General features: G+C 45.3%; 17 protein-coding genes. 5 read left to right on the top strand and 12 right to left on the bottom strand.

Annotation, left to right across the window (positions count from 1 at the left end; genetic code table 11):
- Positions 1-48: 48 nt before the first annotated feature.
- Together V3851_RS11915 and V3851_RS11910 are read right to left on the bottom strand one after the other, a co-directional pair.
- Positions 49-981, bottom strand: coding sequence for a helix-turn-helix transcriptional regulator (locus V3851_RS11915; protein WP_331846761.1), 933 nt, complete (start codon positions 979-981; stop codon positions 49-51).
- Positions 982-1,438: 457 nt separating this feature from the next.
- Positions 1,439-2,023, bottom strand: coding sequence for a TetR/AcrR family transcriptional regulator (locus tag V3851_RS11910; RefSeq protein WP_331846760.1), 585 nt, complete (start codon positions 2,021-2,023; stop codon positions 1,439-1,441).
- Positions 2,024-2,420: 397 nt separating this feature from the next.
- Here V3851_RS11910 and V3851_RS11905 point away from each other — a divergent pair, with 397 nt between their 5' ends.
- Complete coding sequence (locus tag V3851_RS11905; protein WP_331846759.1) at positions 2,421-3,326, top strand: SDR family oxidoreductase; 906 nt, start codon at positions 2,421-2,423, stop codon at positions 3,324-3,326.
- A complete protein-coding gene (locus V3851_RS11900) occupies positions 3,323-4,807 on the top strand; it encodes an MFS transporter (protein ID WP_331846758.1) in 1,485 nt (494 codons plus the stop codon). The genes V3851_RS11905 and V3851_RS11900 overlap by 4 nt, the downstream gene beginning before the upstream one ends.
- 197 nt (positions 4,808-5,004) lie before the next feature.
- On the opposite strand, the gene V3851_RS11895 is transcribed toward V3851_RS11900, so the two are convergent.
- From V3851_RS11895 to V3851_RS11870, 6 genes are all read right to left on the bottom strand, one after another.
- A complete protein-coding gene (locus V3851_RS11895; protein WP_331846757.1) occupies positions 5,005-6,168 on the bottom strand; it encodes a DUF6575 domain-containing protein in 1,164 nt (387 codons plus the stop codon).
- Positions 6,169-6,184: 16 nt separating this feature from the next.
- Positions 6,185-6,577, bottom strand: coding sequence for a hypothetical protein (locus V3851_RS11890; protein ID WP_331846756.1), 393 nt, complete (start codon positions 6,575-6,577; stop codon positions 6,185-6,187).
- Positions 6,578-6,733: 156 nt separating this feature from the next.
- Positions 6,734-9,787, bottom strand: coding sequence for a type III restriction-modification system endonuclease (locus V3851_RS11885; RefSeq protein WP_331846755.1), 3,054 nt, complete (start codon positions 9,785-9,787; stop codon positions 6,734-6,736).
- A gap of 15 nt (positions 9,788-9,802) precedes the next feature.
- Positions 9,803-11,695: a site-specific DNA-methyltransferase gene (locus V3851_RS11880; RefSeq protein ID WP_331846754.1), complete on the bottom strand. Its 1,893-nt coding sequence runs from the start codon at positions 11,693-11,695 to the stop codon at positions 9,803-9,805.
- A 23-nt stretch (positions 11,696-11,718) separates the two neighbouring features.
- Positions 11,719-12,375: a DUF4391 domain-containing protein gene (locus V3851_RS11875; protein ID WP_331846753.1), complete on the bottom strand. Its 657-nt coding sequence runs from the start codon at positions 12,373-12,375 to the stop codon at positions 11,719-11,721.
- The gene (locus V3851_RS11870; RefSeq protein WP_331846752.1) at positions 12,372-15,251 is read right to left on the bottom strand and encodes a helicase-related protein; all 2,880 of its coding nucleotides are present in this window, start codon (positions 15,249-15,251) and stop codon (positions 12,372-12,374) included. The genes V3851_RS11875 and V3851_RS11870 overlap by 4 nt, the downstream gene beginning before the upstream one ends.
- 568 nt (positions 15,252-15,819) lie before the next feature.
- On the opposite strand from V3851_RS11870, the gene V3851_RS11865 reads away from it, so the two are divergent.
- A complete protein-coding gene (locus V3851_RS11865; protein WP_331846751.1) occupies positions 15,820-16,221 on the top strand; it encodes a 23S rRNA (pseudouridine(1915)-N(3))-methyltransferase RlmH in 402 nt (133 codons plus the stop codon).
- Positions 16,222-16,548: 327 nt separating this feature from the next.
- On the opposite strand, the gene V3851_RS26970 is transcribed toward V3851_RS11865, so the two are convergent.
- From V3851_RS26970 to V3851_RS11850, 4 genes are all read right to left on the bottom strand, one after another.
- A complete protein-coding gene (locus V3851_RS26970) occupies positions 16,549-16,710 on the bottom strand; it encodes a zinc ribbon domain-containing protein (RefSeq protein WP_414859300.1) in 162 nt (53 codons plus the stop codon).
- A gap of 82 nt (positions 16,711-16,792) precedes the next feature.
- On the bottom strand, positions 16,793-17,224 hold the full coding sequence (locus V3851_RS11860; RefSeq protein WP_331846750.1) for a hypothetical protein: 432 nt from the start codon (positions 17,222-17,224) through the stop codon (positions 16,793-16,795).
- Positions 17,225-17,262: 38 nt separating this feature from the next.
- The gene (locus tag V3851_RS11855; protein ID WP_331846749.1) at positions 17,263-19,197 is read right to left on the bottom strand and encodes an SH3 domain-containing protein; all 1,935 of its coding nucleotides are present in this window, start codon (positions 19,195-19,197) and stop codon (positions 17,263-17,265) included.
- Positions 19,198-19,202: 5 nt separating this feature from the next.
- Positions 19,203-19,763, bottom strand: coding sequence for a hypothetical protein (locus V3851_RS11850; RefSeq protein WP_331846748.1), 561 nt, complete (start codon positions 19,761-19,763; stop codon positions 19,203-19,205).
- Between the two features lie 241 nt (positions 19,764-20,004).
- On the opposite strand from V3851_RS11850, the gene V3851_RS11845 reads away from it, so the two are divergent.
- Positions 20,005-20,370, top strand: coding sequence for a helix-turn-helix domain-containing protein (locus tag V3851_RS11845; RefSeq protein ID WP_331846747.1), 366 nt, complete (start codon positions 20,005-20,007; stop codon positions 20,368-20,370).
- Positions 20,371-20,645: 275 nt separating this feature from the next.
- Positions 20,646-20,864, top strand: coding sequence for a hypothetical protein (locus tag V3851_RS11840; RefSeq protein ID WP_331846746.1), 219 nt, complete (start codon positions 20,646-20,648; stop codon positions 20,862-20,864).
- Positions 20,865-21,145: the final 281 nt, after the last annotated feature.

Raw genomic sequence — 21,145 nt, 5'->3', positions numbered from 1 at the left:
GAATACAAGGCTAGTTTAAACAACAGAACCTGACAGCTGCGTGTCCAGTTATCTAAAATATTTTTCGGCCATTTTGGTCGTGCGATTTTTCATCTCCAGCCTCACAGACGCCGGTTCAATAACTTCCAGTAAATCTCCATATGAAAGAAGATACTGATAAAGCCATTCTCCGGAAGGCATATCTGATGTGACCCGGAAAGACCCGTCTTCCTGTTTCAAAATGTTCTCTTCCTTAAACTCATCCACGATGCGATAGGCTCCCGCCGGTTCTATTTTTAATACCAGAGGGATTCTAGGCGTTTCGTTAACCCTAACTTCTGCACGAGAAGTCCCGGCAGCCTCCATCCAATCCTGTTGAATCTCTAAGAGCTTACCTTCGTCTCCGTCTAAAAGCTGTACATTCGACATCCTGTTAATCTTAAAGGTTCTTAGAGCATTTTGTTCGAAACTATAGGCCTCAACGTACCAGGCTCTATTCTTAAAAAGCAGTTTCACTGGAACGCCTCTCCGGTTTTTTTGTTCTCCGGCCGCGCTCAAGTAGGTAAACGAAATCACTTTATGCTCCAGAATGGCCTGTTTCAGCAGGCCATATAGCTCTTTTTGTTTTTGCCCGCTTCCCCAGGAGGAGAAATCCACCTCAATCCAGTTGGTGCTGTTCTTCCTGAACAAGCTGCTCAGCTTCGAGAGAACCTCGTCCGAATCAGGAAATTGGACCATGGACAAACTTTGTAAGGCAAAGAGTATCTCATCCTGCTCCTTGTCCGAAAGCAAAGATTTGTTCAGGACAAACCTGTCTGAAAGGGAAATGCCGCCTCCTTTGCCTTGGCTGGTATAGATGGGAACTCCAGCCTGGCTTAAAACCTCAACGTCTCTATAAATCGTTCTGACAGACACTTCGAACCGCTCAGCCAACTCTGGGGCCGTAACAGCCCCCTTTTCCAATAAAATATAAACGACTTGAAATAATCTGCTGATTTGCATCCGCTCACCCCTAGTTTTCAGTATATCCGTTAAAACTGGACAATAAGATGTCAGGTTAGAGTTTGAAGAACATACGCGAAGACGTTAAGTCGCATACAGATATCTCGTACGGTACAACAAAAAAAGCCATCCGATCAAATGGCTTTTTCATGAGGAATTTAACTCGCTCCAAATCTTTCTCTCCATACTGAATCCTTGCCTGTTCCCTTGTGCGGTTAAGGTCAAGAATTTCGCCCTACTTGTGATACGGTTCGGCGTATCATCACTTAGGCGAAATTCTGCGCCAAGGCACTTTACATTCGCCTTTTGTAATATTTGCACGGCGGCAAACGCAAGGTGGAATCACTTGTGGTAGGTTTAACTGTGTCATCATAAAAACGAAAGACGCCCTCTCGGGCGTCTTTCTGCATTTCAACTTATTTAATGAAATTTGGGTGGGCTCCGAGAAAAGCCCCTCTCACCGCGACTGTCGCGACTGGAGATCGCGTATGAAGTCCTCGGCCAGTTGCCGCGGGACAAGCTGAACGGGATCGCGTCCGCTCAAAATCCAGAAGAAGCTCGGGCCGATCAGCAAGGCAGTAGCCTGATCGAGCGGGACTGGCAGCGTGTCCTTCCCGAGCGCACGAGCGATCACGAGCCGTGCGCTGTCGCCGAGCGGATCCTTCGCGGAGAGCAGCTCCGCTACGGCGGAATCATGCTGCGCTTCGCCGAGGAGCGCCCGATAGGCAGCGCCTGCCGGTGAGTACGCTAGGAAGCGCACAAGCGCTTCCAGGTAGGCCGCGAGGTCGTCCAAGGGAGTCCCTGTCGGGCTAATCGCTAGTTCCTCCTCCGCATCGGCCACGCTGGCCTCGAACAGAATCTCCGCTTTATTGGACCACCAACGATACACGGTCTGCCGGGATACTCCAGCCTTCTCGGAGATGCCCTTCATCGTCATTGCCGCATAACCGACCTCGACCAAGAGATCGTCAGCCGCATTCAGAATAGCCGCCCTCGCTTGCTCGCTTCGGGGACGACCGCCATGATAGTGTTCTTTGTCCATATTCATGCCTCAACTATACACGGAGATCGTGCTCCTTGTCTATTTTAAATATAAATATGGACACTGTGCCTCGTATGTATTGCATTTTCGTTCCACGGTGACTCGAAACTTGGGCGAGGCCGCATCAGGCGTCTTGTGCCAGTTCGGTCGCCTGCTATTTCAATTGATGCCCTAAGAGGGCTAGAAACTACGGTGAAATCGCCCCTTAATCCAAACCCACCACCGTTTTTCCTGCTTCAAAATTAATTACTGGACACAATGTATCGTTTTTAGTATATTAAGTTACACGGTGTCTCGTTATTGTAAAGGGGCAGACGTCGTCTTTCACTCTGACGATACGAGTAACCGCAAAAATAATAGATGCAGCCCGCAAAAGGGCTGCAAGGAGGTTATTCAGATGAAAGTATTTGTCACTGGAGCAACAGGGTGGATCGGATCAGCCACCGTCGATGAGCTGCTGATAGCGGGTCACAAGGTCGTCGGATTGGCTCGGTCGGATGGTTCTGCAGCGTCGCTCGAGGCGAAAGGCGCAACGGCTCTGCGCGGGGATCTTGACGACCTCGACTCTCTTCGCCGCGGAGCGACCGAGGCCGAAGCTGTTGTCCACCTGGCGAACAAGCACGACTGGGCGAATCCGTCGGAGTCGGATCGCGCCGAACGGGCCGCAGTCGAGACTCTCGCCGAAGCCCTCGTCGGTACTGACCGGCCTTTCGTGGTCGCCAACGGCATGTCCGGTCTGGTTCAGGGGCGATCGGTACTGGAGACGGACCCGTCGCCAGCTTTGGGTCCGGACTCTGCCCGGGGAGGCGCAGAGAATCTTGCTCTCGACTATGTCGGTCGCGGCGTGCGAACCATCATCGCCCGGTTCGCGCCGACGGTTCACGGGGCCGGAGACTGGGGCTTCATCAACTTCCTGGTGAACGCCGCGCGTAAGCAGGGTGTGTCCGGGTACATCGGGGACGGCTCCCACGCTTGGTCCGCGGTACATCGTTCTGATGCCGCCAAGCTCATCCGATTCGGACTTGAGAAGGCGCCCGCCGGATCGCGCCTGCATGCGGTCGCGGAGGAGGCTGTCTCCACCCGGACGATTGCCGAAGCCATCGGTAGCATCCTCGGCATCCCGGTAATATCGGTCGCACACGAGGACGCCAGCGCTCACTTTGGATTTGTCGGCAGCTTCTTCAAACTTTCCATGAACGGCTCCAGTGAGAGCACCCGCAAACTACTCGCTTGGGAACCTTCCGGACCAACATTGGTAAATGACATCATGGCTGGTGCGTACACAGGGGCAGGACACCAATGAGTACCCCAAAGACAAGGTCCCCTGATGCCGCGACTTCTTCCTGGCATCAGAAGCTGGTTCTGGCCTGCGTGTGTGCATGCACCATCCTGGTCGTGAGCCTCGTCGCCGCTATCAATCTGGCTGCTCCAATGCTCGCGGCCAGCGGACTGCACCCGAGCTCCTCGGAGCTGCTGTGGATCGTTGACGCTTATGTCGTCGTGTTCGCCTGCCTGGTCATCCCGGGCGGCGCGGCTGGCGACCGGTTTGGACGCAAGGGTGTGCTGATCGCTGGGCTCGTCACGTTCGCGGCCGGCGCGGCGATCTCAGGCGTCTCGGCGAACGTGGCCATCCTACTCCTCGGCCGCGCGATCACCGGCGTCGGAGCGGCGCTGACGCTTCCGAACTGCGTGGGAGTGCTGGTTCACGCGACCTCAACCGAACGGCGCGGCCGAGCCCTTGCCATCTGGGGCGCGACCACCGGCATAGGCGGGCTCGTCGGCAACATCGCCGGCGCGGCTTTGCTGACTACAGGATCATGGCGAACCCTGTTCGAGGCCATCGTGCCAGTTGCGCTTCTCTGCGCGATCTGGACAGCTCTTGCCGTACAACGCAGCAGCCGAAGCCCACGCGGCCTTGACCCTGCCGGCACCGCCTTGCTCGTCGCAGCAACCATTGCTCTCTTAATCGGCATCATCGAGGGGCCGGAGAGCGGTTGGAGCAGTGCCATCGACATCGCCGCGTTCGGAGCCAGTGTCTTGCTCGGCTCTGCATGGGTCGTGGTCGAACTGCGAGTTCGTCACCCCTTGCTCGACCCTCGCCTGTTCCGCATCCCCCTGATCAGCACCGTCAGCCTGGGTATGCTTATAATGTTTTTCGGCAGCTTTGGCTTGTTCTACCTCAACGCTTCGCTCCTGCAGTACGGCCGCGGGTACTCCGTCCTGCAAGCCGGGCTCGCGATTGTTCCTATGACGGTGCCCATGCTGCTTGTCGCTCGATATGTTCCCGACCTGGTGAGGCGCGTCGGTATTCCCGCAACGCTGTCGGCTGCCTTCCTCTCCATCGGTGTCGGACTGTTCGGCCTAGCCTCTGCCTTACACCAGCCTTATCTCGCCTACGCGGCCTGGCTCGTCCTCATCGGGATTGGCTTTGCTCTCGCTCTCCCATGCCTGACAGCCGAACTCACGGCGGCGCTGCCCGCCGAACAAGCTGGGGTCGCAGGAGGGCTTCAATCCGCAACTCGGGAACTTGGCAGCGCCCTCGGCGTCGCGATTGTCGGCACCGTATTGACCGAGAGCTTCACCCGGCATCTTCCGGCAAGCCTTCAACACGATGATCCGATTCCGCGTACGGTAGCCGAAGCCGTCACTACGGCTCCCGCTCAGCAAATCGCTATCATCGACTCCTTCACTACCGGAGCCGAATCCGCGCTGCAGGTGGCAAGCGTCGTCACTCTTATCGCTGGAGTCCTCGTCGTCGCAACCGCATTCAAGGCTAGCCGATGACGCGAGCAGAGTGCAACCGCTGTGGGTTCAACGTCCCCCAATGGATAAGAAATGCCAGCGAGTACAATGGATAGATTGCATTAAATCCAAAAACTTGCCGCTACTTATGATACGGTTCACCGTATCTATTGATAGGGTAAACTAACTACAACACCCCCACTTCCTTCGATTGGGAAATGGGGGTGTCTTTTTATTGATTACTCAAGTGTTATTAAGGTGTAGGTAGTCTTTTCTTCTTCGGTAAATACATGAATCTCTGTCTTTTGTTCAACTACTGCTTTCACTTTAACAGGGACCACAAACTGTTGATCTCTCAAACCGTCACCAATATTGCCACTAATGTGCTCATCGTCTTCTGCATGTAAATAAAACTTATTTGAATCAGTATTTACTCCAACCAATATACCTTTTACCTCAATCTGCTTTATTTCCGTTTTTGTTTCTTTGATAAGAATGTCTATTGCCTTTTTAATATTTCCAGAGTCAAGTAAAGCTTCCTTGTATTTCTGATTAGGAGATGCCCACTCAACTTTAATCCTTGTATCTTCATTATCTAACTTATTTAATAATGTGTAATATGACTTTATTGCTCTAATACTGAGTCCTTTGACAACTGTTCTAAACTTTTCTTCCTCAGGAGTTGCCTCAAAGAGTTCCATTAGTTTTTCCAAAGTACTAGATGCATCAGTATCACCAAAGAGCCCTTGTACTGTATCAGACTTCAAACGGACTCCAAAGGATGCTGCAAAAAAACCGCTTGCCTTCAACTTATTTGCGTTAATAATATCCCTTGCAACAGGTCCGCGGCTGCTTGTAGTGTTAGATCCTACGTAGTAAGCCAAATTTTGTGTAGTAATCAGAACTTCACCTAATAGTTCTGCATCGATTTCGTTACTATGTTGGTCACTAACATTCAAGGATATATCGAGAACATCTCTTCCAGATCGAGTAGCCGTCATAGTTGTGTCCTCTCGAGGAGGGAGAGTTGGTGCTTGCTGATCTAGTTCTAAGAATGAATCGGGATCAGGTAGTTCCTCCTCAACGATACTACTCAATTCTCTAAAATTGATCTCTACAGTATTATCTTGTCCTTTTGGTGTCCGGACTTCCAATACCAAGTTATTTTCCGAATGAAGAATGCAGTCACGTAAAGAGACCTTCCCATTCAGAATAAGAAGGTACCTCGTTCCACTCACAGGCACATAAAACCATGTGTCGCTATTGGAGGTTGTATCGATCCAATTTACCATGTATTTTTGTCCTGTTATGCTTTCACAAGCAAACACCTTAGGGCCGTCGTAATACTCGAATACGTTAATAATTTTAACGGCCCCAATAGGGAAAGGAAGAATATAATCCATAGAAACCATCCCTAACTTAGGAATTATCCTTAAAATACTTTTTTACATCAATCCCACTATAGACCCACCAGTTAATATGGGATTTATGATCTGGTTCTGAGACGACGCCTGTTTCACTAACTATTTGGCCTTCAATGATATGGCCTCTATTCTTGAACAAAGCAATCTTCTTCTTAGCCTTTTTTATCTGATCTAGATCTGTAAACACCGAGATTGCACAGGCTTCACATTCTTTATCTGGCGGATAGCGGAGATTTGCCTCTTTATGACTATAAAAATCCTCATCCAGTGGAGGATTGTTTAATGTTAATCTATAAACCGGGGTTACATCTTTTGACTTTGCACTTCCAGGAGGGCAAGACACCGGATAGTGGTCTCCCCAATTACCATTATTACCACCGTCAGACATAGTATCCTCTCCCATTTATACTTAACCAACAGAAATAAGATGACAATTACAAGAAACATTTTCCACCTAATCTTAACCTATGTTAAGTTAATTCGTAAATAAAAAATTCGCCGCTCTCCACCAACAAGTCGGAGTACGGCGATAATTTATAAATATCTATCCCTTCACAATCTCCATCAACTTCTCATAGCTATTTACTACATCGTACTTCAGTTGATCAGAGTTCAGCTTGGCAAAATGCCGTCGTGCACATTCAATCTTCGCTTTCTCGACTTCACGCAGCTCCATAGAGTCCAACGAACCTTTCGTCTCGGCAATAAAGTATATGTGCTTCACGTCGCCTTCTTTGAATACAATTGCCCAGTCTGGATTGTAGTCACCAACTGGAGTAGGGATGTAGAAGCCCCGCGGCAACTTAGCGTAAATGTGTACTTCATTGCTCGTATCCAGCTCTTTCGCAAAAGCCCGCTCGATCTTGGAATCCGTCACCACATAGTCGTAAATGTGCTTCTCAACCGCTATCGCGTTTTGCCCAAGCTGTCCCTTCAACGTGTTCTTCGTGAACACATCGGTATCGAACGTATCATTGATCACATCATACGTTATGGATTCAATGATCGTCGTCGCCTTCTGCTCATTGATCAGTCTGGACGCCCGAAGTATAAACTCCTCAGGATTCTTCTGGAACAGCTTGAACTTCGCTTGTTTGATGCCTTTCATGATGGCCACAATCGTTTTTCTGGTGAGCTTCGTTTCATCCATTAGCTTGCCGATTAAGTCGTACTTGATCTTCGATGCCGCAGCTTGATGAACATAGTCTGCGTCCGTTTCTCGAATTACGAACGCTTCTCCCTGCTTCAATTGCTCACGCGATTCGATCTCATTCATTTCCCCATGCTTGATGGAATAACGAATGGAAGGCACGTCCAAGCTCATATCAATCGCCATGATGCTCTTCCGCACCAACTCTTCCGAATCGAACTGAACCGTGTAAACCGATCTCTTATTGATCCGGCTCCACAATTCCTTGAATTCTTTCTTATGGAAGTTGCTGTTTACCGTGATATTCGGAACTGTATTTTTTCGGTCATCGTTCGTCATATCCGACTTACCTTCAACATAGATCGTTTTAACCAGTTCAATAAGCTGCTCTTGATGTGCGTTCAGCTCGTCGGGCAGTTTAACGGTTTGTTCTTCTACGGCTGCAAAATAGACATCCGTCAGATTGTAGTCATCATCGGTATAGCCATTACGGATGAAGGCGTTTTGCAACTTGGTTGCGAGTCGCTCATCGATCTTTAATTGTTCGCCGCGGGCGTTCACAAGGACTTTTTCCAAGAAGAAGCTATTGTCTGCCTTGCGTGGACGATCCGACAAAGTCGCGGCAATCTCGCCCTGAAGTTGCTTGGCAAATTGCTCATAGGATTCACTTGCGACAACGGTTAGTGCATTGATCTCGTGAACGTCAATGCCTGGAATACTGGAATCGATCCGTTCACCATTCTTGTTCACGCAGAGTCTCAATCCACGTCCAACTTCTTGACGTTTCTTGATCGTAGAATCACTGTGCTTGAGCGTACAAATCTGGAAAACGTTCGGGTTGTCCCAGCCTTCCTTCAACGCCGAGTGGGAGAAAATAAACCGCGTTGGTTCCTCAAAGCTGAGAAGTTGCTCCTTCTGTCGCATAATCAGGTCGTATGCATCCGCATCATCGGAGTCGGTTTCTCTGGCAGACACTTTGGAATCAACGAACCGATTGCTCTTTTTGTCGATGGAGAAGTACCCTTTATGCGTATCTTTTACTCGAATGGTATTCAAATATTGAACATAGGGGTCATCTGCGAACAATGACAGTTGTTCATTCAGGAGTTCCATGTACTCTTCTTCAAAAATATCCGCGTAATCACCGTTCAGTTCATTGCCGTCTTTATCGTACTTTCGATACTTGGCAACTTCGTCGATGAAGAATAGCGAGAGTACTTTAATCCCTTTATCAAACAGCACCCGCTCCTTCTCGAAGTGAGATTTCAGCGTCTCTCGAATCTGGATTCTCCGGAAATGAAGCTCGCTGACATCACCCTGCACATCTCCGGCGAACAGCGTGACTCCATTAATAAAGCTGATACTGTTATTCTGTCCGTTGATCTCGGATACCTTGTAACCTTTATACTGCTCCAAGTTCTCGGACAATTGATAGAGGTCATCGCCTGTGACGATCTTCTTGGATACTTTGGTTAATCCGGTTTTGGTTCGTTTTTCATACTCTAGTCTAGCAACGGGAGCATGCTTGTCGCTGACATCAATGCCTTCGAGGTACACGTAACTGTTCGTACCACTTGATCCTTTGACTGAGATGCCTTTCACGCTAATTTTCTTAACCAGTTTCATGTTGTAGGCATCCAGAGCATCGAGGCGATAGACTTTGTTGTAGTCTTCCCGATGAGTTGCCGAATATCGCAGCGTAAACAACGCTTTGAAATCCTTCAATGCCTCTTTCGTCTTCTGACCTTCGACGGATTGTGGCTCATCGATGATGAGTATGGGATTGGTGCTTGCGATTACATCGATTGGCTTGCGGGATGCAAAGTCATCCAGCTCCATCGTAATTCTTCTTGCATCCTTACCTCTCGCATTAAACGCTTGAGCGTTAATAATCATCACGTTAATGCCAGCGTCACTTGCGAACTTCTCGATATGATGCAGTTGCTTGGAATTATAAACGAAGTAACGTGCCTTCGATCCATACTCCGCCATGAAGTGGTCTTCGGTAATCTGAAACGTCTTCAGAACACCTTCACGGATCGCAATCGACGGAACAACGATGATGAATTTGCTCCAACCGTACTTTTTGTACAATTCAAACATCGTCCGAATATACGTATAGGTTTTACCCGTACCAGTTTCCATTTCAACCGTCAGATTGTACTTGCCCTCAAGCCGCTCCGATAATTTCAGCCCATTCTGGCGTTGTACCGCTTGAATATTGCTCAGAACTTCATGATCGACTAGCTTGATAGGATTGTTCTTGAACCCATATTCCGAATCATTACCGCTTGTTTGTTGAAAGAGATCGCCGACTTCCACACTCTTTTGTCGGCGACCCTTATCAAGCGTGAAGCGAGAGGATTCGTTGGGCTGTCCTTGAAATACGTCAACAATGCTCTTTACTGCATCCAATTGGAACTGCTGGTGTTTGAATTTAATCTTCATCGCTGATCACCCTCCTTACAGCACTTGAATTTCAGTGCTTGGGGAGAGTAGCTTGAACAGTTCTTCAACATTGATTCGAGCAGAATCATCCCGGAACGAACTGTCACGGAAAACAACGCGAAGCGGTTGATCCTCTGCAATCTTCTTGATAACCGACTCGGACACCTCGTCATCAAAGCAAGCGATTAAGGAGTTGCCTGCAACGTAGTGGACGGTCTTACCTTCGATTACTTTGGATTCCATCGGCAATGAAAGCTCTAGTCCACACTCCAGCATCACTTGAATCAGCAAGTCTTCCCCAGTACGGTCTTCTTTAATGTTCGACGCCATATCATCCAGATTCATTTGGCCAAGTCGGTCAGGCGTGTAATAGATGTCTTTCATGTTGCTAGAGTCTAGTCGGTATACACGGAAGCCATAGTCTATGTTCGCTCCAGTTTCTTCTTTGATCTTCTTTGCAGCACGGCGGATGCGTTCTTTGCCGATTTCGCATATGGTTACATAGCCCGCTTTATAAGCCTCGGAGGTTTCGGTCGTTTTTTCAGGAAGTTGAACCATAATGAATCTACGATTCCCTTGGTCTTCTGCATTAAGTTGCATTACTGCGTGGGCTGTCGTTGCTGATCCAGAAAAAAAGTCTAGCACAATATCATTTTCTTCAGTTGCCAATGATAACAAATAATGGATTAACTCGTGCGGCTTTGAATAGTCAAATACTTTCGCATTAAACAAAGATTCTAGCTTTTTAGATGCCTGAGTACTTGAATATTCTTCTATTAAACCAAGAGGCCGATTCGTCCTCACTATTGGCTTATCATTATTATCAACATTCATATATTGCTTACTATATACCTGCCAATCCCCCTGACTGTCCTTTTTCATTACTATAAACCCATTTTCCTGTCCCCATTTCACTTTGGCTTCAGACCATCTCCAACAAGCCTGCTTACCCCCGATAGCAGGGTATAATAATGTTCCATCAGGTGCACTGATTGGATAATCTAACGATGATGAATATTGGATACTCGCCTGATTTAATTTTTGAAGGTAATACTTACCCCGTCTTTTTACATATTCATCTTGCATTGTATATCTATCTTCATTTGATATTCCAACGCCTTTAATAACCAAACTTTCTATAGATTTGGCGTAACACAATATATACTCATGCTTAACTCTAAAATACTTACTATCAGATCCTCCACCACCCTCTTTATTTGCCCATATTAGATTAGCGACAAAGTTAGATGCACCAAATAATTCATCGCAAAGCTTTTTCATGTTTGTCATTTCGTTATCATCAATGCTAATGAATATGAGCCCATCTTCCCTTAATAAATCTCTGGCAATTTTTATCCTTGGGTACATTTCGGATAACCAATCACTGTGAAACCGACCATTTGATTCAGTGTTTTGAAATAGTCTGTTTCTATCGTCATCGATTTGTCCGGAGTCTTCTAGGTATTCTTCTAATGGTACCTTATAATCATCTATATAAATAAAATCTTTTCCTGTATTGTACGGAGGATCAATGTAAATACATTTCACTTTGTTCAAATACGATTCTTGCAATAATTTCAATACCTTAAAATTATCGCCCTCAATATATATGTTTTGTGTAATATCCCAATTTACACTGTCCTGTTTTACTGGCAATAATGTCTTATCGATCGGAACATTGGCATGTAGTATTGCTTCCTTCTTCCCTGGCCAAGTCAATTGATACCGTTCCTTTTCCCCTTCAACAAGGTAGTCGGATAGCTCCTGTCTTAACAAATCAAAATCAATCGCACGTTTAATCTTTCCTTGTTCATCTCTTGCTTCTGTAATTACGTTGGGAAACAGTTCCGCAATCTTGTTGATATTGACCTGAGTCAGATCGGTTGATTTCATCTTTAGATGGTTCATGTTTTGGTTAGACCTCCCGTTACTTAGTTGAGAAGTTGATTCAATTCTTTGCGTTTACGTTGCAGTTCTATATTTAATTCGACCTTACGATTAAACTGCTTTTCGCCACGAATCTTAGCTTCTAGCCGCTGGCATTCTTGTATCAGCTTATCTATGCGAGCTTGTCGTTCCAGAATGGCCGTAAGCTCGATTTCCGGGTTCGAATTCATCGGTAGAAGTTGACGAATGATGTTCTCGTAGACAGCTTTTAGATCAAGTCCTTGAATGATGTCCAGCTTCAATTCTTCTACAGGCTGCCATTCCGATTCGTGATAGGAACGTACAACGGAGCGGTTATCATCGGTCTGATTCCGCTCCTTGTAGGCGATTGCGAGTTTTGCCTGATCTTCGTATATAATGACGTGCAGTATAGGGTAAGGAATCGCCTTGTCGATGCTCCGCAACAAATCAAGTGAGTAGGCTCGCTCTTTCAAGTGAACCTCAAACACCTGAACTTCCTCAATGTCATCTTTCGGTTCGAGGCGAATCGTCTCTTTGGATAGTTTGTGCTTCCAGATGATCGACTCGACTTGCTCGGTAAACAGTTCCTTTAGATGTTGATTGGCATGAAGCTTCTCATAGAACTTATTTTTCGGTATTTTGCGATTCACAAGTGTGCTTGATGGTAGCTTGAACATCATGCATCCACCTGCCGAATAACGACAAAGGTAATGAGTTCAAAGTCTTCAAGTCCTTTGACCGAATCGATTAAAGCCGTTGTGCCGCCCGAACTGAACAAGCTATCCAGATCGCCTTCTTCCTTCACCTGTACAATAGAGCGGATCGCTTCCTCAAGCAGCATGGAATAGGCATCCATCTTCCTCCCGTCTTTCGTCGCTTGATTGAAGCTGCGGCATGCCTCCAAGACAGGTTCAGATTGGCCTCTGCAAAGGGCACGCAGAACATCGAGTGTCTTCTTGACATCCATATGATTGGTGACGACTTCACCATCGTCACTCAAGTAGACCAGGTAGAAAGGATGCAAGCGATTCTGCTTGTCCGGGTTCAGTTCTTCATTCACATTGCGAAGAACGAATATGACGCCTGGCTGCACTCCATTGTCTTCATCAGCAGAAACAACAGCATGCAGTCCGCTAGGAACGGTATCCAGTTCGCCATTCTCTTTGACGTAGTTCACCAAATCCATGCGGAAATCATTAAGACCTAAATCCGTAATGGATACTCCGGTGTTCATGTCGTCCAGATCGACGACTTCTTTCTGCAAGCGATTAAGCTGCTGCTTCCGGTATTCTAGATCACTGGACTGATTAAACAGAACATTGTCGTCGCCAGTTGCCGTCATATCCATGATGACCATGCGATTCTCGACCCGTTCTTTCAATTGAATGTATTCATCCAGCGTCATGTTGGGCCAGAAGTTTACTAACTGAATGGATTTGTTTTGCGAGCCGATTCGATCAACTCGTCCAAACCGCTGGATGATTCGTACCGGATTCCAGTGAATATCATAATTGATGAGAAAATCGCAGTCCTGCAAGTTTTGCCCCTCGGAGATGCAATCGGACGCAATGAGCAGATCGATCTCGCCATCGACATCCGGCATCGTCAGCTTCTTCTCCTTGGATCGCGGCGAGAAGCAGGTGAGTAATGTGCTGATGTCGTTCCGAAGTCCGGCGGTATTCTTGTTCTCATCGCTGCCGACAATTTTAGCGGTATCGATGTTGTATTTCGACTTCATGTACACAGATAGATGATTGTACAAATACGCCGCGGTATCTGTAAATGCACTAAAGATGATCACTTTACGATTTCCCGGATTGATTGGCTGTCTGATTTTATCATCGATGACTTGTTTCAAGGCATTCAGCTTCTCGTCATGCTCGGGCGATACTTTCTGCATCTCTTCGTGAAGAGCAGATAGAATTTGGTGATCACTCATCAAATCTTCTTTCCATCGAAGCACGTCCATATCGGATAGACTGATCTTGATGGTGTCCCCGATTGTAAAGTCATCGTCCAACCAATCGTCATCATCGAGACTGGCATCTTCAATCTCCGTGTATCCAACCGCATCTGATTTTCCGCTTCGCTGATAAGCCTCAATTCTCTCCAATGTCTGACCGAGCTTGGATATAATCTTGGACAGCGTCAACCGGAAGGATTCTACGGAGCTCTCCAACCGTTTAAGCAAATTGATCCGCATCAGGAGCTGCAAGCTGCCTTCCCGGTCCAATTGTTTGAAGCTCCCGCTTCCGCCTTTTACACTCGTATCGTACATTTCTTCATACAGTCGCAAGCGACTCGGTTGAATGTACTTGAACGGAGCATAGATGCCGAGGTTGATTCTGGACAACTCCATAAAAATATCATTATAGCCGATGACATCTGTCCTGTCTGTCAGATTGCAGAACTTGGATAAAGGAGGCAATCGCTTGGGAAATTCGCCGATCTCCTCTGCTTTGTAATACTTCTGAATGTGCTTGCGGGAGCGAGCGATGGTCAGACTGTCCAGTAGCTCGAAGAAATCAAAGTCAAGCATACCCAGCAGCGTCTCCGTCGTCCGTTCAGCGGCATCCAGCTTAGACCACTGATTGAAGGCAGACTGAGCTCGTTTGAAGATGTCGTTGATGCCCCGCTCCGTGCCAAGCTTGTTGTTGATCTCTTCGGGATTCCCCTCATACGCCAGAGCAAGCTGATTACGAAGATCCATGAACTTGTTATTCACCGGGGTTGCCGACAACATCAGCACTTTCGTTTTTACACCGCTCTTGAGCACTTTCCGCATCAGCTTCTGATACCGGGTCTCTTTGTCCTTCTTCGCTTCGTTATTGCGGAAGTTGTGCGATTCGTCGATGACGAGCAGGTCATAGTTGCCCCAGTTCAATCTGTCGAGCGGAATGTCATTGGACTTGCCTCTCTCACGAGAAATGTCCGTGTGGTAGAGCACATCGTATCGCAGACGGTCGGCGTACAAGATGTTGTTGGTCACGTTTTGTTTGTACGTGAGCCAGTTATCACCAAGCTTCTTCGGGCATAGCAGCAAGACCGACTTGTTGCGAAGCTCGTAATACTTAATAATGCCAAGAGCGGTGAATGTTTTCCCAAGACCGACGCTGTCCGCAAGGATGCAGCCATTGTATTTCTCTAGCTTGTTAATGGCACCGAGCACTGCATCTTTCTGAAAGTGATAAAGCCGCTTCCAGATTTCCGTTTCTTTGAAGCCTGTTGCTTCGTTCGGCAGTATGTCTTCTGTAATATCTGACAAGAACTCATTGAAGATATTATACAAAATGACGTAGTAGATGAACTCAGGCGAGTTTTCTTTATAAACGGATGAGATGTGTTCAGCTACTTGATTCGTGACATCTTCAAGCTTGCTTTTGTCGTTCCATACCTGATTGAACAAGTCGAAATACATTTTTGTAAATGGAGCTTCAGTGAATTTGTTGACCATCTTGGACAGAGCATTGCCTTTTTCATAACCAAGATCAACAGTCGTAAAGCCATCCACCGGCATGTACGTGGTTGTACTATCGGATGCTTGCAAGTTCAACATTCCTTGCATGGCACCAGAAGTGCGGTTAGACTTGAAAGTGACCTTCTGACGTATCCAGTCGCCGCATTCTTTTGCAATTGATTTTAGTGTCATTTCATTCCTGAGCCGTATCTCAAACTCTGTTCCGTATAAACTCTTCTCGCGGCTCCGCTTAGGTATGTAGAACTCGCGTTTTTCCTTATTAAAGCTATCAGCAACAAATGTAGGCGAAGTGAAGATGAAGCGTACTTCATCCACCTGATTCAGTTCTTTCAGTAAGGCTTCGTATGCATATATTGAAAAACATGATGCTGCTATGGACAGCTTTGATCCTTTTTTAATGGAGTGTTTGAGATCGTCTCCAAGGAGTTTATCAATATTATTTATTACCTCCATAATCAACCTCTCTTCCTTGCAGCTAGTACACCTATATTAATTTTACATTATACTCCTAAATTCCTGTAGGAGTGAGTCTACTAAACTATATTTTACTAAGAATCATATTGTAGAACTTACATCAAAGACGGTGTATTTGACCCTAGCTAGTAATCTACGGCCAATCAGCTATCCATGAAATGAGGAGCCTATTATGAAATTCACAATTTACACAATCAGCGAGAAAATAGAGAAGTTCTACCTTGAGGCTATTAAGGAATACGAAAAACGGCTAGGCCGATACTCCACCATTAAACTGATTCATCTAAAAAGGGAAGAACAGCTTGGGAAGAAGCTTAGCGACAGTAGCTATAAGATACTTGTGACCAACACCAAGCAATCCTTGTCCTCAGAGGAACTTGCATCCAAGATCAATGATTTAGGAGTATCGGGAACGTCAGATGTGTCCATTATCATCGGTTCGGAAACCGCCCAATACGATGAGAAGCTCACGCTGAGTCAAATGGAGATGGACACAGGACTTAAAGCAACTATTATGATTGAGCAGCTTTATCGAGCGTTCCGTATCATTCATAATCACCCTTACCATAAATGAAATAATGGCGAGACAGCCTTTGAATGAAACAAATAAAGAGAGCAGCCCATACAACAACTGCTCTCTTACTCTTTCAACATCCTCCCGCCTGCCGGCGACCAACTCATACACCAGTTGGTACGATAAACCATTTCATGTCCATCGTACCATATGCCGATTATGGTTCTTTACCACTCCGTATAAACCTTTTCCTGCCTTCTTCCTGACAGAATGGCGTATTGATCGGGATTCTCTATAAATATGATGCTTTGTTCCCCATCACAACGCCCTTCCGTCTTCTTATTAAGCAATGACCTCCATGATTTGTAACATTGGAATATCGTCTTTTTATACACTTTCCTCAAACTTGTAATTACAGAAGCGGCATATCTTCGCTTTTGCCTTTACAATCTCTGCACATTGAGGACATTCTTTAGTATCATAACCGCTGTTGTTGTATTGCCTAAGGCTTTCAACCTCACTGGTTATCAACTCTTGTTGATTGAGCATGTGTTGCTCGTAATTTCTTTTGGTCTCATTTATTAACGTTTCATACTGCTTATGCTCCCCAACAATTTCATCCCGGAGATCATCAATCTCTTTCCTGAGAATCTTTCTCTTCTCTTCCGCTTCTTGTTGCCGCTGCTTTGCTTGTTTGATTGATCATGTTATTGGCCTTTCGTTTCCATTTGATCCCGAATAAAAAGACCACAATTCCAAGAATAGCTACCCCTGCGATAGCAGCAAAATAGTGTTGTAAAGCTTCCTCATCAACCAATCCGGAAACAACGCTAAAGAAAAAAATAAGCGTCCCGACAACCTTAGCCAGTGAACCGAAGAAACCCAATAACCCCCCACCGACTTCAGTCCCTAAAGCTACATCCTTATATTGCTCATATTCCTTCTCCAAGCTCTTGAGCTTGGCTTTCATGGGCTCTGTTTTATGCTTCAAGTCCTTCTCTAGCTGTTCCATTTTTATCTTGAAAGCATCCGATGTATTTATCGTCCTGACAAATTGTTGCATACACTTGTTCATTCCTTTCCTGGCTATTGATGTGCCTTTCAATCATTCGTCCATTGCACCGTTTTACCGCTAATCCATCCAGTACGTCCGCCAGAAAAAATAACTTTATACCATAGACGTCCGTCATTATCTTCGCGTTCTTCATCCGCATATTCAAGTCGATCATATTGATTTACAACAGTGACAGGTTTCGAATTAAGAGATGGTTCAACCCGGATGTTAGCTTGATCTGTCGTTACGATTAAATAGCGAATATCCCCATCTGCGGTTAAAATGGAAGGAGCCTCTTCCGCGGCATCTTGTTTAAATGACATCAGCCAAGTGTGTATTTTATCCTGTTGGGAGTACCCCAAATATCCAACTAATAGGAGCAGTAGTGTCAAAGCTAGCAAACTTCTAGATTTATTTCTAATAATAGGTTTTTGGGTGTTAAACGATGCTGTTAGGCTAAATACCTTGGTAACAAACTTATAAAACGCATCCTTGCTACTAAAGGCCGAATACCTCTTTTGCAACTCCTTGAGAGATGAAAGGCCAGGGAAGTATTTATGATCAGTGAATCGCTGTATCAGTGAATGCTCATATTTTTGATTCTCGTTTAGGAAGTGTGCAAGTACATATAATATGGTTTCCAGATCAATTGCTCCAGGCTCATACCCCTGCTCACCGTTATAAAACTCGATATTTACATTCCGACTCAACATAGATAATCCGTAGTCTAAAAGAGCCCTTAGATCATGATCCTGACCATGTTTCAAACTTAAACAGATCCATTCCAGAATGATATCTGTTTGCTCCGGAACATCAAGTGCCTTTAAATCGTTATCGTAAACCATATAAGGCATCTGCTTATAAATCTCAGTAATCATGGCCAAAAATGCAACTTCATCATTCGCTTTAAGATCAACAGCCTTCATAACAAGTGCAGCATACTTGTACATGTTTGCCATGTAAATTAAACTATACTGCTCACTATAAGGCACTTCTCTAAGTACGGAGTTTCCTTGCACAGCTTGATAGAACCGACTACTTGCATAAAGTGCTTTATCCCTATTCCGTTGTTTTATATAGCTTTTAATCTCATTAACAGAGTTCTCAGCCCAGGACCGCACTTTGTGAAGTTGAACCTCTGTGAAACTTACTGAGAAGTTGTAGTCCCCCATTGAGAGTTGATCAATATGTAAATTTGCCTTTCGAAGCCCTTTATCATATTGCAACAAAGTTCCACCAAATAACGTCGCAACAATATGTAAATATCCATACTCATAATTTCTTACCAGATCATCAAATACATCTAAGAATTGCTCCCACTTTATAAATATTTGATTTGTCGATTGAATTATCTTGTCCTCATCGCTCGTTAATGAAGAAGTAATTTCTCTAGCAATAATTGAACCAACAACTCCTGCCGCCATTCCCCCTAAAATTGATGCCCCCATCCTAAGAAATGCTTTTTCCCCCACACTGTTTTTAATTTTGTGAAGCAAATCTGAGAATTCTTTGATAGATCGAGCATATTCCTCAAGAGCTTTAACGGCTTTATCGGCTGCTGAATAAATGCCTGATTGAATGAAATGCTTAAGCTGCGGATCAAGTTGATATTTTAAAAAACCTTTACCTTGATCTCTAGATGTCAGTGTTTCAATGAAACGGTTATATTCATCAAAAAAACTGTCAAGAGATACTATATTCCGAATGTCCTTTGCCAATTCGTTCGGATTTGTTTTCTTTATAAACAGAATAACCCTCATTTTCCGATCCAGTTTGGGATCGTTTCTTTGAGTCAACTCCTTGATCGGATTAAACCGATTGTCTACAATTTGCTGGATTATATCATACTTATCATCTCGCATCTTATAAATAAATGCGGCTATCTCATCAGCCACATGAGCCGGGAAATGGTTGTTAAACGCAGCCAGCAGCTGGTTAAATTGTTCCTTAGGGTTACTGAACTGGGCAGCGATAGTATTCATTAGCATTAACTCCAATCAGCAATCATGCTTAAGATGTCTGCCATCGTATCACCGTTATCCAAATCAACAACAAAATCATAAGTACTATCAAACAGCGACCAATTCTGTGCCGTAAAGTCCAATTCACTTATATCAGTCAGTATGGAAGAATAGGAAAAGTCCGTGTATCCAAACATATCGGGATTAGATAAACTGGCAACCTTCTCATAGTTGCCATTATAAAGGTCAATTCCGCCGGAAATAGAATTTGGTTGCGTATAGCCCACCACATCGGTAAGGCTGCGGAATGTTTCACCGCCATATACATTCTCATAGCTGTTGAAAACATCGCCATTACCAAAATCAATCTTACTGCCACTCATGACGTTATCAGTAATTGTCGCAGACTCGTCACCAAAAGTTATGTCTAATTGCCCTAAAACACCTTCATGAAGCTCGCCAATCATTTCGCCGTTGAGCGTCCTCAACTCCGTGTCCCCTGTGACCCCCTCTGATATATTTAGTGATTGTAAGTGTTGATTACGAGCTTCAATCAAGTCAAACAAAGTAGAATATAAATCCGGCACTCTTGGTCCCTCCATTAGTGTATTGGGTTAATCTTCAATTGCTAATATTAATAGATCGGGGAATATTGGAATTGTCCCATATAGGCATATTGGACTAGTTCAAAAGAAGAATCAAGTCAGATTGTGGGTGATTATTTCTGTACTTTCATTATATTAACTTTTAGGTTTATTTGTAATCATTTTTTCTAGTTTGATGATAAAGTAATGATGCATCATCTTCTCTACTCTAGTCCTAGAGGTGATGCGGGTGTCAGATTTTATAAAACTTGTAGGCGAACAAATTCGATATATTAGGAAAGCAAGAGGGCTTACGCAACAAGAGCTTGCTGAGAAGTCAAATTTGCAATTGAGTTATATCAGTGATGTGGAACGAGGAGAACGAAACATTTCACTCGAAACTCTTGAGAAGATAGTCGTATCTCTGGACGTTGCTCCATTTGAAATTTTCAAGTTCGACAGTACGCAAATTGAGAATGAACTTGTTGAGAAGCGAATGGTCATTGAAGCATTACGTGCGTTGATGCATGATCGCAATATTAATGAAGTAAAGTTCATTCATCGCGTCGCCAAAGACTTCATCAATACGGTTGATGGTCAAAAGAAATAGTCGAGTCTATATGAAATTAAAAATTGCATATATTTTGGGGCAGTACCACCGTTTATATATAGAGTACCCGGGTCTTCCGTTTCATGCCCCACCCCTATTTCCAAGGGCTGCTTTCTGCTGTTGATTCAGTGGATCGCAGTCTTTTTTTGTTTGAGGACAATATTGCTTGAACGACTTAGCCTGCTTGCTTAATGAGCGGGCTATTTGTCGTTGCCTGACAGAGATCAAATTACTGGCTGTGAGATGACGCCAGACAAGAAAGGAGATGAATGCAGATGGCTGTTAAGAAGGGCTTGCCAGTGGAGATGGAAGAACTGTTGAAGCAACTTGTCATGAATGGGGGCATCCGCATGGCCGGGATAGTGCTGTTTGCCTATTGCCGCCGGATGTACCAAGTGGATGAAGGGACTGCCGCTCGCTGGATGGTTGCTTACTTCGAACGTGAATTCCCTCGGCAGTTACAACGATATCGTAATCGTATCGCCAAGTCTTAATCTAACTATATTCAGAAAGGAAGATGGGACAATGAATTATCAATCCTTCAAATGCAACAGTTCCAAGGAATATTTAGGGTTTTGTGACCAGAAAGGTTTTATCTACAGTGTACAACTGGATACTGACTATTACGCAATCGTCGCCCTGTACAACGGACAGGTCACAACATTGATTCGCTACACTGTTCAATCGTCTGCAACACATATGAAGGCATAAGGATTTTGCAAATTGCTGTAGTTTCGATTTCAAGCATTATCATAGAGACGCGGATGGCCGTTTC

The organism is Paenibacillus haidiansis, assembly GCF_036553665.1.
Classification (GTDB): domain Bacteria; phylum Bacillota; class Bacilli; order Paenibacillales; family Paenibacillaceae; genus Fontibacillus; species Fontibacillus haidiansis.
Note: the sequence above shows the minus strand (reverse complement) of the source record. Positions and strands in the feature narration are given on the sequence as shown.

Bases quoted from the DNA above. Each gene is read 5' to 3' on its own strand.
- V3851_RS11915 (WP_331846761.1), bottom strand. From the start codon at position 981: ATGCAAATCAGCAGATTATTTCAAGTCGTTTATATTTTATTGGAAAAG.
- V3851_RS11910 (WP_331846760.1), bottom strand. From the start codon at position 2,023: ATGGACAAAGAACACTATCATGGCGGTCGTCCCCGAAGCGAGCAAGCG.
- V3851_RS11905 (WP_331846759.1), top strand. From the start codon at position 2,421: ATGAAAGTATTTGTCACTGGAGCAACAGGGTGGATCGGATCAGCCACC.
- V3851_RS11900 (WP_331846758.1), top strand. From the start codon at position 3,323: ATGAGTACCCCAAAGACAAGGTCCCCTGATGCCGCGACTTCTTCCTGG.
- V3851_RS11895 (WP_331846757.1), bottom strand. From the start codon at position 6,168: ATGGATTATATTCTTCCTTTCCCTATTGGGGCCGTTAAAATTATTAAC.
- V3851_RS11890 (WP_331846756.1), bottom strand. From the start codon at position 6,577: ATGTCTGACGGTGGTAATAATGGTAATTGGGGAGACCACTATCCGGTG.
- V3851_RS11885 (WP_331846755.1), bottom strand. From the start codon at position 9,787: ATGAAGATTAAATTCAAACACCAGCAGTTCCAATTGGATGCAGTAAAG.
- V3851_RS11880 (WP_331846754.1), bottom strand. From the start codon at position 11,695: ATGAACCATCTAAAGATGAAATCAACCGATCTGACTCAGGTCAATATC.
- V3851_RS11875 (WP_331846753.1), bottom strand. From the start codon at position 12,375: ATGATGTTCAAGCTACCATCAAGCACACTTGTGAATCGCAAAATACCG.
- V3851_RS11870 (WP_331846752.1), bottom strand. From the start codon at position 15,251: ATGTTGAACTTGCAAGCATCCGATAGTACAACCACGTACATGCCGGTG.
- V3851_RS11865 (WP_331846751.1), top strand. From the start codon at position 15,820: ATGAAATTCACAATTTACACAATCAGCGAGAAAATAGAGAAGTTCTAC.
- V3851_RS26970 (WP_414859300.1), bottom strand. From the start codon at position 16,710: ATGCTCAATCAACAAGAGTTGATAACCAGTGAGGTTGAAAGCCTTAGG.
- V3851_RS11860 (WP_331846750.1), bottom strand. From the start codon at position 17,224: ATGCAACAATTTGTCAGGACGATAAATACATCGGATGCTTTCAAGATA.
- V3851_RS11855 (WP_331846749.1), bottom strand. From the start codon at position 19,197: ATGAATACTATCGCTGCCCAGTTCAGTAACCCTAAGGAACAATTTAAC.
- V3851_RS11845 (WP_331846747.1), top strand. From the start codon at position 20,005: ATGCGGGTGTCAGATTTTATAAAACTTGTAGGCGAACAAATTCGATAT.
- V3851_RS11840 (WP_331846746.1), top strand. From the start codon at position 20,646: ATGGCTGTTAAGAAGGGCTTGCCAGTGGAGATGGAAGAACTGTTGAAG.